Genomic DNA, 13,472 nt, shown 5'->3' with positions numbered 1-13,472 from the left:
CGTCTGAGTCGGTTCAACAAGGGAGCTGATTATACAGAGGGTTTAAGACAGGGTGTCTATCCGAACGATCACGACGAACTGATGAGCGTCGCTCCAATGAGCCGTCGATGCCCACGTCGAAGGCGTGACGACAGTGACTGCTGGGTGATGCCGAGCTCGTCAGCGATCTCTTCGAGCGACGCCTCGCGTGGGGTGTCGAAGTAGCCCCGTTCGTAGGCTAACACGAGTGCCTCGCGTTGGGTCTCGGTCAATTCGTAGCCCTCTCCCTGAATCGGAAGCATGGCGTGGAGGGCTGTGATCGCTATTGGGATGTCGTTTTCCTGGCAGTAATCTCGAAACTCGGCGATTGCCTCTTGACTCTCGGCGCGCACCTCGAATCGCCACTCATCTTTCGTACCGATTCCGGAGAGCACGACGACGTTGGCCTTGGCAAGCGCACTCAGGATACCGAAGTACTCTGACTCCCACTCGGCACACATGAGATACTCGTCTTCGACGCTATCGACTAGTCGGATGTTGCTCACGCCGGAATGTGACTCGAACGACGCTTCGATGTCATCCGCTTCTGCACCGCGGACCCAGAAATACGGAATAATCAGCGTCTCGTGTGGAATCAGTCGCTCCAGTTCGACCGTCACACTCGGCAAGTTCTCGAACACACTTCCAAGCGGAAACTCCGCTGCCGGACTCGTAAACTCCATCACAGTCGCCATACGGAAGCCTTCGTCTAGTAGACGAATAACCGTCATGGGTGGTGTACCATGGCTTCGAGACGAGCCAACGCACCGTTGATGGCCGGGATAATGTGCGCTGTGAGCGAGGAGTACGTTTGGTATCCAGGCAACCATGGCACACCATGTCGTCTCCTTTTGTACGACCGAGCAATCTAGTCTCACAAGCGAGCATGAGTGTGATTACGGAGATTCGCATCCCATCCGACAATTTCGAACTCGGACAAATCCTCAGTTTAGAGCAAGCGTCGGCCATCGAACTCGAAACGCTCGTTCCAAGTGGGAACGTGACCGTCCCGCTCTTCTGGGTCTACGAACCGGTCGAAAACGGCTTTCTCGAGACTGTCGAACGCTATCCAACTGTCAACAGCGTCACGGAGGTGGACGTGTTCGAAGATCGGACGCTGTTCAAGATCGACTGGGATGCGAGCCAGGACCACCTTTTTCAGTGCATCTTGGAACACGACGGGCAAATACTGAGTGCTACTGGATCACCGGAAGGGTGGAATTTCGAGATGCGATTCCCTGACCGCGAGGCATTGAGTCAGTGCCAGGACTGTTGTGAGGACGCGCACATCTCCCTGGAGCTAACCCGTGTATTCAATCCGACGAACCCCGAGGCCGGTCCGTGGTACGGCTTGAGTGAGCCTCAACGAGAAGCGCTCACGCTCGCCGTTCGAATGGGATACTACGACATTCCACGCGGCTGTACGACCGCGGAGTTAGCCGACGAGCTCGGGATTTCCGACCAGGCAGTGACGGAGCGACTGCGTCGTGCCATCAGTGCGTTCGGGAGGCACGCGCTTCTCACGCCCGAGTCAGCGGCGAAAGTGGATTGACTGTTTCCATGATACACCATGGGACAAAACCAGGCAGTTGGGCCTACGCTATGTGAGTATGGATGAGAGTCGAGAGCTGGGGACACGTGATATCCAGTCAATTGATGAGGATTCCAATTCTTCGGGGCGTGAGAGACCGATCTCCCCCGATACGATTCTGTCGGTAGTAGCGAACGAACATCGACGCGCCATCCTCAACGCAGTGAACAATGCATCCGACAAAACACTGGCATACGATGCGCTCGTAGATCGCGTTGCAGACCGGGTTCGAGACGAAGATGCGGAACGGGTGTCCGACGAACAACGACAACGCGTCCGGATCGCACTTCACCATACCCATCTCCCAAAACTGGAGGAGACTCGAATAATCGACTACGAGGCTGAAACGGGTCACGTCCAGTTCGTTGGCGGTGAACTGGAACGAGATCTCCTGACGCTGGTCGAACTGTATGACGTCCACGAGTGAGAGACGGGTGTGATTGAGGATAATTAGCTCTAGTTCCAAACCCATTCCCTATCAAATATGATTATATTTTCAACAAGTGAAGAGGTTCACCGAACCGTATAGGTATTCACAGATCGATCAAATGGCTTGAAACAATCGAAGCCAAAACACTGAATCCATGCTCTCTATTCACTACGTCGTTCGCATCATTTACTTAGCAATTCGAATCTGGGCATGTCCATCCGGAAATCTCAGATCCGTCATCGAGAAATCGGCCTAGCCCCCTCACGTGCAGAAACAGCGGGGACACGGGTATGAGAATCATAAGAAATGCTCTTTAAAGGGAGTATATGACTAAGAAGAGCGGGCCGCCATAGCAGTCTTCGGACAGGAATGCACTGACGATCTTTGCAGTGGTAAGCACGATGCTCGCCGTACTGCTCGTCTTCACATACTTGCAATACGTCTTGCTCGCGATCGTGCTCGCATACGTTCTCGCACTCGTACAACGGAGACTCGAGTAATGGCTGAGCTCGGCGACGGCAGCGGTCGCCACTATCGCGATGTCGATAGTCTTTTTTTCATTCCGGTCGCATACGTCCTCGCTATCGCATTTCAGCAGGACCTAGCGCTCCTCACCGCAATCCAGGAGGGAGCATTCAGCCCGGACCGTATCCAGGACCGACTCGAAACCATCGGATTCGTCGTCGACCTCGACCTGTTGTACGCGACCTATCAAGAGCCGATAGCGCAGACCGTGCAGCGACTCGCCACTGGCATACTCGCCGTCATCGGCGGCCTCCCGGGCGTGCTGATTGGGCTCACCGTGACAGGCTTCGTCCTCTTCGCACTGTTACGCGACGGCGAACGGTTCGTCGCGTGGCTGGAATCGGTCGTCCCCGTCGGCGATCGTGTACAGCGAGAACTGTTCGTAGAACTCGACCACCTCATGTGGGCCTCCGTCGTGGGTAACGTCGCTGTCGCGGTCATCCAAGCCGTGCTGTTGGGAATCGGACTAGCACTCGTTGGTATGTCCAGGATCGTCTTCCTGACCGTCGCGACCTTCATCCTCACGCTGCTCCCGCTAATCGGCGCGTTCGGTGTCTGGGTGCCAGTTTCGGTCTATCTCCTTCTGGTCGGACGGCCCGTGGCAGCGAGCGCGATACTGGTGTATGGTTCGATAATTAGCGTCTTCGACATCTACCTCGCTCCCCCGAGGACTACGGGGCCGATGAACAGGCCAATCGCTCCAAACACGACAAGTCCTCCGAAAATGCCCACCACAATGGTCGCCGCATTGATTGCCCCGCTCCGACCGATGATTACTGGCCGAAAAATCATACTCGACCTGTTCGCCCAGGAGAACACGCAACCGATCGCCGACTAATTGCAACCGTCTCCGTCATCCATTTTTACCCCTTGAATAATGAGCTGCGTCCAAATGTACGACGACTTCTACTCATTCCCCGTAGTCCACGACTGGCATTGTGAATATAATATGAGGCTGATGATAACCCAGAAATTATCCTTGTCGGTGGCGGACTACTCGTTGGGTTTGTCTTCAATTAGAGTGACCACGCGCTTGCAATATCTCCAGAGCGCTGCGTTGAGTCGCTCTTCGGTTTCGTCGTCGCGATCGGCTCCTCCAAGGGGGACGGAGTCCGTGGTAATCCGCGGATGATATACGCAGCCGATTCTGACTGAACGTTCCGAACTCGTGGTACCTTCGGTTTGAATCCATACTGGTCAGCGTCAGCGTGGGCAAGCAGGCTGGCGACGGTGTCCCGGCGGACGCGCGCCCCATCCAGCGGTCGATATTTTCCTGAACGGAGGTGTGGCCGTCCCAGCTCACGGCGATGCCGACGCCGATCGCGACAGCCGCAGCGAGTCCCCACGCGACCACCTCGAAGAAGACGAACAGGATGCCGACGTCAACACCCATCGTGTCCGGTCCGATGACAATCACCGTGAAGTAGATGAATATCCATGACCCAGCGATGAACCAAGACGTATACGCCGTTTGGGTGGACGCCTGGGTCCGCATGATCGCATCACCGATGAAGTCCGCGACGACGAAACCGAGAACAATCACAACAGTCCGGCGACGAACGCCAGTAGATAGGATACGGCCATCGAGATCCACTCTGACAACAACGGGATCACGAGGAGATTTGCCGCGGCTAGGATCGCTAGCGATAGACGAACCACTTCGCCACGATTCCAACCCCTTCCGAGACTGCGCGTTCAGTTCCTCCGAGAATGCGTCCAAACGCGGTTTCGAGCACCATCCGGTCGATTATCTCGAGACTCATTGGTGAGTACGCCTAGCGTGAGTTGGGCCACTCTCTTCTGCCCGATATAGTCACACCGCTTGAGGACGAGTTATTCGTCAGTGGTTTTCTTTTGAGACTGTTCTCCCGGGTGGATTACGAGCCGTTCAATTCGCGCGTTGTCGATAGCGTCGACGCGAAGGATGTATCCATTCTGTTCGATCTGATCGGCGACTTCAGGTTCGCGCCCGAGTTGGCTAAAGACGAATCCGCCGATCGTTTCGACCGCGTCTGTCTCGAACTCGGTGCCGAGCCGTTCGTTCACTTCTTGAACTGGAACGCCGCCGTCGACGACGTACGTTCCGTCGTCCCGTTGCTCGATAGTGGGATCCTGCGGTGCCGTGTCAAATTCGTCTCGAATGTCGCCGACGATTTCCTCGAGGATGTCCTCGATGGTTACGATACCCTCGAAGACGCCCCATTCGTCGATGACGACGGCGATCTGTCCACCACCGTGCGTCTGAAACTCGGCGAGAATAGTGTCGATCCGTCGCGTCTCCGGGACGACAATGACATCTCGTGCGAGGTCACGAGCAGTGATGGGGTTGTCGTGATCACTCTTGTTTTCACTCGCCTGCAGAATGTCCTTTGCGTGGACGAATCCAATCGGCTGTTCCCCGTCCTCGTCGAGCACGATGTAACGAGTGTAGGTTCCGCTGGCAGTGACTGATCGGAGTTCCGGGAGTGCCATCGAGGCGGATACGGTTTCCACGTCGGGACGGGGAACCATTATTTCGCGGGCGATCGTGTCGCCGAGTTCGAAGACACTCTCGATCATCTCGACCTCGTCGAGATCGATGTGTCCGGACTCTTCTGAGCGGCTGAGGATCATCAGAATCTCTTCCTCGGTGTGGGTCTCTTCGCCTTCTGACGCTGGCGAGACGCCGACGAGGCGGGTGAAGTAGTTGGCAGTTCCGTTGAAGACGATGATACCCGGCATAAACGCATAGTAGAAGAATTTCATGAGCGGCGCAACGAGGAGCGCCACCCGTTCGGCCTCCTGAATAGCGAACGTCTTCGGGGCGAGTTCGCCGAAGACGACGTGGAGGAACGTGACGAAGCCGAAGCCCAGCGCGAACGCGACGAGATGGATCGTGCCCGCGGGAAGCACCTCACCGAGTACGGGTTCGATGAGCGTTGCCACAGCGGGTTCGCCGATCCACCCGAGGCCGAGCGAGGAGAGCGTTATCCCGAGCTGACTGACGGCGAGATAGCCGTCGAGGTTCTCAATGACATCTTGTACCAGGCTCGCTCCAGGTTTCCCTCGGTCGACGAGTGCGTTCACTCGGGTTGGTCGGACTTTGACGAATGCGAATTCCGCCGCCACGAACACCCCGTTCATGATGACCAAGAAGAAAGCGAGAAGCAATCCACCCACGGAAATCAGATCTACCATATCCGTTCATTATTCGGTCGGGGACTTGTAGGGATGGGGACTGAGCAAGCGAGACAATCGAGGATCGGTCGCACTCGTCACGTGCTAACGAACACGGCTGTGGATCGTCGATAGAGCCGGTGAACTCCACCTCTATTTCGTCGATTTGGCGGTCATAATCACGTCGACGTTTCCTCACTCGATATCTCTCCGGCTGCAAGAACAGGGGTAGGACAGATATAACCGTCCAGCACCCCTCCCACTAGAGAGTTACCCATGGACATCTCTAAAATTCTCTCGACGGAGTTCACCGAGTTCGACATCGGCACACCGCTCTCGAAGGTCGCCGGGGCGTTCGAGAACCAGAAACTCGATGCGGTAGTTGTGACGGACGGCGACGAGTACCGCGGCGTCGTCAGCCGTCGACAGATGGCTTCCTCGTCCAATCAGCCGTCTGCGAAGGTCGGCTCACAGGTACAGCACGTCCCGACGGTCGACCGCACCGAGGACGTCCGCGAGGTCGCGCGGCTCATGATCGGCAGTGACGCCAAAACGCTCCCCGTACTAGACGATGACCGTGTCATCGGCGTGGTGACCGGCGATATGATCCTCGAGGCCATCCGTCCGTTTCTCGACGCAGTGACTGTCGACGACGCCTACACGGCGAAGTTGGTCAGTGCGACTCCTGAAACTACGATCGGGAAAGCGCTCAATACGCTTCGAGAAGCCGGTATAGCCCACCTCCCGGTCGTCGACGAGGACGATCTCGTGGGAATGCTGAGTCTGTATGACGTTATCGAATTCACGACGCGGAGTGGCAGTAAGAGCCAGGGCGGTTCGTCGAGCGGCTTCGGTGGCCGCAGTGGCGGTGGGCAGAACCGTGGTGGGTTCGGTGCGCGCGAGGGCGATGCCGATCGAATGCTCGACCTGCCGATCCGGAACCTGATGTCCGACGCAGTCGTAACGGTTGAGCGGAGCGCACCGCTCGACGAGGTCGTCAAGATGATGTTCGAGCGGGGGATCTCCTCACTCGTCGTCACGGCCGACGAAGCCGACGAGCCGATCGGTATCATCACGAAAACGGACGTCATCGAAGCGCTCACCTGGGAGCGCGACGACCGGAACGCCGTTCAGGTGTTCGGGCTCGACCTGCTGGAGGGGATGGACTACGACGACGTCTCTGCGCTGATCGAGAGCATGACCGCGAAGTACGGTGAGATGAGCGTAATCAAGGCCAGCATCGAACTGCAGGAGCACAAGGAACAAAGCCGGGGTGTACCGCTGGTGCAGGCACGGATTCGACTAGTCACCGACCGCGGCTACTTCACGGCCGATGGGGAGGGCTACGGTGCCTCTCACGCCCTTCGACTCGCCGCGAACGCGGTCGAACGTCAGCTGCTCAAGGGGAAGACCTACGGCCACTCGAAGAAGCATCCGGACACTGACGAGCAGGCACAGCTCTATGGCTGGTGGCTTGGCGGGTGACATCCTCTCCGCCCTAAAGGGCGGGGCTTTCTCCTTGAATCTCCGTAATCGGATCGATATCTACAAACAGACGAGTAACCGTTGCTGGCTGGCACACTCATCAACTATCAAAAAGAGCCCAGATCTTGTGGTATGTACTGTTGAGGAACTAACGGGTGGAATATGCTGATATGTGAGCTTCCCGTACGGTCGACCAATGCCAATCCACCGTCTTGGAACGCAGTCATTCATCGACTTCATGCAGACGTACCTCCAAGATCATCCCAAACGCTGCCCAGAATGTGGAAACGTCGCCCGCGCCCGGTCAGAGTGGCGCATAGAAAAACGTGATGAGGACGGCCTCCACTTCGTGCATACCTGTCCGGAGTGTGGTGCGGAGGACGACGTGTTTCTTAACTTAGAACCGAAACACGAGCGGACCCGTCGGTAGGACATCTTGCGGCTAGGTAGAGTTAATATCTAATTGATGAGTGTAGCTTCTATCGCCGACTGACGGTCTATCCAATCCATTCCCAATCCACTGAACAGCACTCTACTGGCTGTGTCGGAGACAAAGTACATTTCAAACGTTTCGGGATATCGAAACCGTGTACAGGAATTCACTATCGACGTTCAACGAGAGAGATCGCCGTCTTAGGGATCGTGGGCGTGGTAATCCAAGTGTTTCCGTAGGCACGGCAATGTTTGGGGACGATCACAGGGCAGATGGCAAGTGTCTGTATGAGTGCTCCCAGCGCAATAGCCACCAGACTGAGATTCGCATACCCGAGAGCTAATTTGTCACCGATGTATCAGCCCCAGTATCCGGCCTTGAACATCATCGGCGGAGTCGTACGTTTGGTTATCAGTAGAAGCGAGCACTTCCTCGAGGGATTCCGTCCCGCCCTGAGTTTCGATCTCATAGTCGCCATAGGCTGCGACCAATTCATCCGTCGTGGTTGGATAGTCGTGGGTTTCGAGTGCTCCATCAAGGTCACCAAGCTGCGCACTAGGGTCGCCGTGCTTCTGTTGGTCTTCACCGGCACGGTTACGTACCTCCTCTACCTCTCGCTCTGACTGGTGTCGCTCTTCGTCATCCGCTTGCTTGTCTCGGGCTCGTTTGTCATCTGCCATAATTTACAGTAGGAGTCCGATTCGGTCGCTCACCGAAATGACCACCTCAAGGATAACAACCACCTCCACATACCCACCTGAAATCGATACATACGCGCCACGAACTCCGCACAGATCGAAACGAAGGTACCGAGGGTGGTTCACTTCTGTTTGCGATTTTAGGCGGCAGAAGATCAATGACTATTAAGTTAAAATTTGCAAATAATATCATCTGTGCTCTCTTCGAGACGGCTGTGGTGTCACGGTATGCCTCGTTTCACTCTGGTGAACGACCGCTTGTCTACTGACCTCATCACGCAACGTGCCAGTCGTTGTGCTTACGATGTTGTCTCGCTAAGTTTGATGCGTGAAACACGACATCACTCAAAACCGGGAAAGGATCGCCTGGTGGTTGATCTTTAGCATCCTCGGCGTACTTTTCGTCTACATCCTCTACTCGTACGTGGGTACGATCATTCTCGGATTATTTATTTACTATGCAACGCGGCCCGTGTACCGGCAGCTAACCCATCGTGTGGGATCTCCAACGTTCGTAGCCGGGCTTTCTCTCGGTATGCTGGCGTTCCCAGGATTACTTCTGATTGCGTATACAGTACTCATGAGTATTCATCAAGTGAATGAACTCTTTGGGTCAAATTTGGATCAATATCAATTACTTCTTGGGCCATATCTGCAGCGTGTTATTGGGACACAGGATCCACAGGTAGTATTGCAGCAGTTGCTTTCAAATCCCCAGCAACTTACGCAGTATCTCAGTCCAAAGACAATGAGTAAGATACTCACATCAGCAGGTGGATATCTGAGTGCAATTGTCGTCGGTTTTTTGCACATCTTCATTGCGCTCGCGATTGCGTTCTATCTTCTTCGAGACGATCAGAAGCTTGCGAATTGGTTCACATCACAAATTAGCAATTCGGACAGTGCGACACACGCCTTCTTAGAGGCAGTTGATACTGATCTTCAGACGATCTACTTCGGCAATATTTTGAATGCCTTCGTGGTAGCTATCATTGCTTCGATCACGTATATGGCCCTCAATGCGATTGCTCCTCCTGGGCTTGCTATTCCAGCAGCTGTTTTGTTCGGACTATTGACAGGGCTTGCAAGTTTAGTTCCAGTGGTTGGAATGAAACTCGTCTACGTTCCAGTCGGCCTCTATCTAGCTGGCACTGCATTGGTATCAGAACCACTCTATATTTGGTTCCCCGTGGCTTTTCTACTCATTACAGCCACGATCGTTGATGGGCTCACCGAAATACTATTGCGGCCGTACATCTCCGGTCGGAATCTCCACGTTGGCCTCGTCCTATTCGCATATATCTTTGGCCCGTTACTGTTCGGTTGGTATGGACTGTTCCTTGGACCGCTTCTACTCGTACTGTTCGTCCATAGTACCCGTATAATCTTGTCGGAATTGATACACGGGCACGAATTGACGCCACAAGCAACTGCAACCGATCCAATTCCAAATCCAAATGACAACCGGTATGCAACGACGAACGGAGATGGATCTGATCAGCGAGACTTAAAATCTCCTACAGAAACGTCAGCAGCTGACCAAGCGTCTCCCGCTGAAAATGCAAAACAACAAGACGAAAGCATAGACGACTCGCAATAAATATCCATAGATCAACCCGACTGCGTTGGTACTAAGTCATACACTGCTGAAATTTCAAATTGAGTATTCTAAGCACGCAACTCGCCAGTTCGGGAAGTGATATCCTGAGCAAGATGTTTGACCACGGTTTTCAGTAAAACCGATTAATTCCGTCGAGCTCAAGATAAAAGGGGTTACGCTCGAAATATGGGAGGATGAAGGGCTCTACGCCTGTGTCCGCGAGGATAAATGCTGGTGAGAAAGTGACACTACACACCAGGCGATGAGTGAAAAACCGCAAGACTGTGCAGTGGCAGGCGTCGTGAATATATATGAGAAACCATGTGATGCTTTTTGAATTTCGCAAGAGGGTGGGGGTGGGGGTGGGAGAGTATAGACGGAACACCTGCGCGTTAGTACACTCGCTCGCATCCAGAACGGGTGAATCATGCCCCATCTCGTACGTTTCGCGTATCCATCCGCATGCGGATGGATACGGATCTTAACCAACACTGGTGGATTAACTACCGGCTACGATGCTCTGTTACATGTAGGAGATAAAGAACACGTTCACCATGAGAGCACTAAGGTTGTTTCTGTCGACGCGAATTGTCCTCGATGACGCCATGGTCGATAGATTTTTTGTATGTGTCAGCATCGTCAGTGTCGATAACACAGAGGGTGAACACCTACTATGCCGACCATCTGGGAGTAGATTGTGCTAGTCTTAACCGCTCTGTGGACAGTCTTCTTTCTGGCGAGGGTCTATCGCATCGGCTTTGACAACGACCGCAGGGTAGTCGCTGTACTCTTCACGGTCACGATGGGCATTCTCACCGTCGTCTTTCTCGTGATCCCGCACTGGCTAACAGCCAACTATACTGAGACCATGACTGGTGTGGTATTCGCGGTATTAGTCGGGAAGATAATTCGTTTCTGTCAACCCGAGTACGGATTCTCGTGCCTGTTAAGGAATGCTCCACGCATTCCGATTGCCTTCGCTCCCACGAGATCGAAGACGATAAACACGTCGGCAAGGCGTACGACCTCGGCGGCCCGGAGGTCCTGACCTTCGATGAGGTCACGGGAATGCTCTACCAAGCGGAGGGAAAGCCAGTCAAAATCCTCTCAGTGCCGATGCAACTTGCTAAGGTTGGCTTGTATGGGTCGATCCGCTTCCATCGATACCCTTCGGTATCAATCAAGCCAGAGCGCTTGAAATGTCAAATACCACTGAGAAAAAGATATCGCTGCCTTTGGATTGGACGGATCGGATTTGCGATCCCAGTCGGCATATCTGCAAACGAGCAAGGGACGCTCGATATGAGAGATGGCCATGGTTCGAGGTGGGCCTTCACGAAGTGAGACCCTGAGGCCGAGTGAATGAGATAGGGACATCGTTCCCTCGACTGTTCTCGGTTAACTCGGCTTGTAATCCTCGATCAACCCACCTTGGAGTACAATTTCGACCTGGCGCGGGCTCAGGCTGTGCTCGGCCGTGAACGTCGTGTCCTGCGTGGCGTTGCGCACCGTGACCTTGGAGTCTTCTTGCATTTCCTCACGAATATCGGGCAGTTCGAGGGTATCGCCCTGGTCAATGCTGTCGTAGTCACTTCGATCAGTGAACTCGAGCGGCACGATGCCGAAGTTCACAAGATTCTGCCAGTGGATGCGCGCATAGCTGACGGCCAGTGCGGCCCGCATCCCCAGATAGTAGGGGGCCAAAGCCGCGTGCTCGCGCGAACTCCCCTGCCCGTAGTTCGACCCACCGACGACCAGCCACGGCGCCCCTTCGTCCTGTGCTCGCTTGTAGAAGCCCTGCTCAACCTGGTCGAACACCCACTCGCTGATCCTTGGGATATTCGACCGATAGGGGAGGACGTCCGAGCCAGCTGGCATAATCTCATCTGTCGAGATGTCGTCGCCGACTTTCATCAACACAGGTCCGGTGATGGCGTCCGGAACACGTTCGAACTCCGGCAGTGATTTCACGTTAGGTCCCTTCTCCAGTTCGCCACCCGGGTTCTCCGGCGGCGGACTTAGCGCCGATTCGTCCACGATAATCTCCTTGGGCTCGGTCCATTCTGGATACTCGATGCCGTGTGTTTCTTCGAGGGTGCGCGGGTCGGTGATCTCACCAGTGAGCGCACTTGCAGCCGCAGTCTCGGGGCTGCACAGGAACACACTATCCTCGCGGGTGCCGGTACGCCCTGGGAAGTTTCGTGGAACCGTTCGGAGGCTGTTGCGGCCGGACGCGGGTGCCTGGCCCATCCCGATACAGCCATTACATCCTGCTTGGTGGACGCGAGCGCCGCTCGCGTATAACTTGCCGAGATATCCCATCTCCGTCAAGTTCTCCAGCATCTGCCGAGAGGTAGGGTTCACGTCGAAACTGACCGCCGACGGAACTCGCTCCCCGTCCATGATCATCGCCGGCACTGCGAAGTCACGAAGCCCTGGGTTCGCGCTGGACCCGATGTACGCCTGATAGAGGTCCTCACCCGCCACGTCCGCCACCGGAACGACGTTGCCGGGGCTGGACGGCTTGGCGATCAACGGCTCGATCTCGTCGAGGTGAATCGTCTCTGTCACGTGGTACTCGGCATCGTCGTCGGCGCGCAACTCCCGGAACGCGTCCTCGCGCTGCTGTTGGGCGAGAAACCGTCTCACAGCATCGTCGGCCGGGAACACCGTACTGGTGGCACCCAGTTCAGTCCCCATGTTGGCGATCACATGGCGATCCATCGCGGTCAGGGTGTCCAGCCCAGCCCCGTGATACTCGATGACGCGGCCGACGCCGCCGTCGACATCGTGGCGGCGCAACATCTCCAGAATCACGTCCTTGGCGCTACACCAGTCGGGCAGTTCGCCGCGCAACTCCACGCCCCAGACCTCCGGAGCGTTCACGTGGTAGGGCTCGCCGGCCATCGCCATGGCGATGTCAAGGCCACCGGAGCCGATCGCGAGCATGCCCATCGCACCGGCGGCGGGCGTGTGCGAGTCCGACCCCAGCAGCGTCTTGCCCGGCACGCCAAACCGCTCTTGGTGGACGGGGTGGGAGACGCCGTTTCCGGCAGGCGAGTACCAGACACCCCACTTCTCGCAGGCACTGTTCAAGAACAGGTGGTCGTCGGGGTTCTTGTTGTCTTCCTGAATCAGGTTGTGGTCGACGTACTGTGCGGAGAGCTCGCTTTCGAGGTGCTCGACATTCATCGCCTCGAGTTCGAGCATCACCATCGTCCCGGTGGCGTCTTGCGTGAGCGTCTGATCAATCTCTATAGCGATCTCCTCGCCCGGCTCCATCTGGCCGTCGACGAGATGGTCCTCGATGAGCTTCTCGGTTACTGTTCCAGGCATGGGTAGAGAAACGGCCAGTGTCCCCTTTGTTCTTGTGACACACTCCCACGCCACAATGTGAATGCCAACAGCCACCCGCACGGGAGAAAACGATAGCAGTATCGAATGAGGACGCTGAGATGCTTTAAGCTCGCTTCACAAACTCACCTATCAGATGTCTCACGTCGTCTACTATCATCCCCAAGCCGAGAACTTCTCGC

At 55.5% G+C, this 13,472-nt stretch carries 10 protein-coding genes and 3 pseudogenes; 6 read left to right on the top strand and 7 right to left on the bottom strand.

The genetic code is table 11. The features are described 5' to 3' along the window. Positions 1 to 68: 68 nt before the first annotated feature. Positions 69 to 713: a helix-turn-helix domain-containing protein gene (locus LIX00_RS17770; protein WP_227355876.1), complete on the bottom strand. Its 645-nt coding sequence runs from the start codon at positions 711 to 713 to the stop codon at positions 69 to 71. Between the two features lie 191 nt (positions 714 to 904). On the opposite strand from LIX00_RS17770, the gene LIX00_RS17765 reads away from it, so the two are divergent. The 3 genes and pseudogenes from LIX00_RS17765 to LIX00_RS17755 all read left to right on the top strand — a co-directional run. After that, positions 905 to 1,570 carry a helix-turn-helix domain-containing protein gene (locus tag LIX00_RS17765; RefSeq protein WP_227356171.1) on the top strand — a complete coding sequence of 222 codons (666 nt, stop codon included), beginning with the start codon at positions 905 to 907 and terminating at the stop codon, positions 1,568 to 1,570. A 58-nt stretch (positions 1,571 to 1,628) separates the two neighbouring features. Then, on the top strand, positions 1,629 to 2,036 hold the full coding sequence (locus LIX00_RS26345; protein ID WP_438267081.1) for a DUF7344 domain-containing protein: 408 nt from the start codon (positions 1,629 to 1,631) through the stop codon (positions 2,034 to 2,036). 502 nt (positions 2,037 to 2,538) lie between these two features. Next, a pseudogene (locus tag LIX00_RS17755) lies at positions 2,539 to 3,168 on the top strand (AI-2E family transporter); the annotation flags it as partial. A gap of 47 nt (positions 3,169 to 3,215) precedes the next feature. On the opposite strand, the pseudogene LIX00_RS17750 reads toward LIX00_RS17755, so the two are convergent. The 4 genes and pseudogenes from LIX00_RS17750 to LIX00_RS17735 all read right to left on the bottom strand — a co-directional run. After that, positions 3,216 to 3,347 (bottom strand): annotated as a pseudogene (locus LIX00_RS17750) (AI-2E family transporter); the annotation flags it as partial. Between the two features lie 210 nt (positions 3,348 to 3,557). Further along, positions 3,558 to 3,710 (bottom strand): DUF7539 family protein, encoded by a 153-nt coding sequence (locus LIX00_RS26340; protein ID WP_497007351.1) that lies wholly within the window; start codon positions 3,708 to 3,710, stop codon positions 3,558 to 3,560. 79 nt (positions 3,711 to 3,789) lie between these two features. Further along, positions 3,790 to 4,312, bottom strand: a pseudogene (locus LIX00_RS17740) (mechanosensitive ion channel family protein); the annotation flags it as partial. An 85-nt stretch (positions 4,313 to 4,397) separates the two neighbouring features. Beyond that, entirely contained in the window at positions 4,398 to 5,741 is a 1,344-nt protein-coding gene (locus LIX00_RS17735; RefSeq protein WP_227355874.1) for a hemolysin family protein, read from the bottom strand. A 255-nt stretch (positions 5,742 to 5,996) separates the two neighbouring features. Here LIX00_RS17735 and LIX00_RS17730 point away from each other — a divergent pair, with 255 nt between their 5' ends. Beyond that, positions 5,997 to 7,205, top strand: a complete 1,209-nt coding sequence (locus LIX00_RS17730) for a CBS domain-containing protein (RefSeq protein WP_227355873.1) — start codon at positions 5,997 to 5,999, stop codon at positions 7,203 to 7,205. Between the two features lie 780 nt (positions 7,206 to 7,985). Here the strand turns inward: LIX00_RS17730 and LIX00_RS17725 are convergent. Then, positions 7,986 to 8,318, bottom strand: a complete 333-nt coding sequence (locus tag LIX00_RS17725; protein ID WP_227355872.1) for a DUF5789 family protein — start codon at positions 8,316 to 8,318, stop codon at positions 7,986 to 7,988. A 346-nt stretch (positions 8,319 to 8,664) separates the two neighbouring features. Here LIX00_RS17725 and LIX00_RS17720 point away from each other — a divergent pair, with 346 nt between their 5' ends. Next, positions 8,665 to 9,936, top strand: coding sequence for an AI-2E family transporter (locus tag LIX00_RS17720; protein WP_227355871.1), 1,272 nt, complete (start codon positions 8,665 to 8,667; stop codon positions 9,934 to 9,936). A 939-nt stretch (positions 9,937 to 10,875) separates the two neighbouring features. Beyond that, positions 10,876 to 11,280: a hypothetical protein gene (locus tag LIX00_RS17715; protein WP_227355870.1), complete on the top strand. Its 405-nt coding sequence runs from the start codon at positions 10,876 to 10,878 to the stop codon at positions 11,278 to 11,280. Between the two features lie 54 nt (positions 11,281 to 11,334). Here the strand turns inward: LIX00_RS17715 and LIX00_RS17710 are convergent, their stop codons facing one another. Beyond that, positions 11,335 to 13,272 carry an aconitate hydratase gene (locus LIX00_RS17710; protein ID WP_227355869.1) on the bottom strand — a complete coding sequence of 646 codons (1,938 nt, stop codon included), beginning with the start codon at positions 13,270 to 13,272 and terminating at the stop codon, positions 11,335 to 11,337. Positions 13,273 to 13,472 lie beyond the last annotated feature (200 nt).

It is taken from the genome of Haladaptatus salinisoli (assembly GCF_020614375.1).
In the GTDB taxonomy this organism is placed as follows: domain Archaea; phylum Halobacteriota; class Halobacteria; order Halobacteriales; family Haladaptataceae; genus Haladaptatus; species Haladaptatus salinisoli.
Note: the sequence above shows the minus strand (reverse complement) of the source record. Positions and strands in the feature narration are given on the sequence as shown.

What these genes read in the sequence shown, in the direction of transcription:
- LIX00_RS17725 (WP_227355872.1), bottom strand. Translation starts at nt 8,318, where the DNA reads ATGGCAGATGACAAACGAGCCCGAGACAAGCAAGCGGATGACGAAGAG.
- LIX00_RS26345 (WP_438267081.1), top strand. Translation starts at nt 1,629, where the DNA reads ATGGATGAGAGTCGAGAGCTGGGGACACGTGATATCCAGTCAATTGAT.
- LIX00_RS17735 (WP_227355874.1), bottom strand. Translation starts at nt 5,741, where the DNA reads ATGGTAGATCTGATTTCCGTGGGTGGATTGCTTCTCGCTTTCTTCTTG.
- LIX00_RS17765 (WP_227356171.1), top strand. Translation starts at nt 905, where the DNA reads ATGAGTGTGATTACGGAGATTCGCATCCCATCCGACAATTTCGAACTC.
- LIX00_RS17730 (WP_227355873.1), top strand. Translation starts at nt 5,997, where the DNA reads ATGGACATCTCTAAAATTCTCTCGACGGAGTTCACCGAGTTCGACATC.
- LIX00_RS17710 (WP_227355869.1), bottom strand. Translation starts at nt 13,272, where the DNA reads ATGCCTGGAACAGTAACCGAGAAGCTCATCGAGGACCATCTCGTCGAC.
- LIX00_RS17770 (WP_227355876.1), bottom strand. Translation starts at nt 713, where the DNA reads ATGGCGACTGTGATGGAGTTTACGAGTCCGGCAGCGGAGTTTCCGCTT.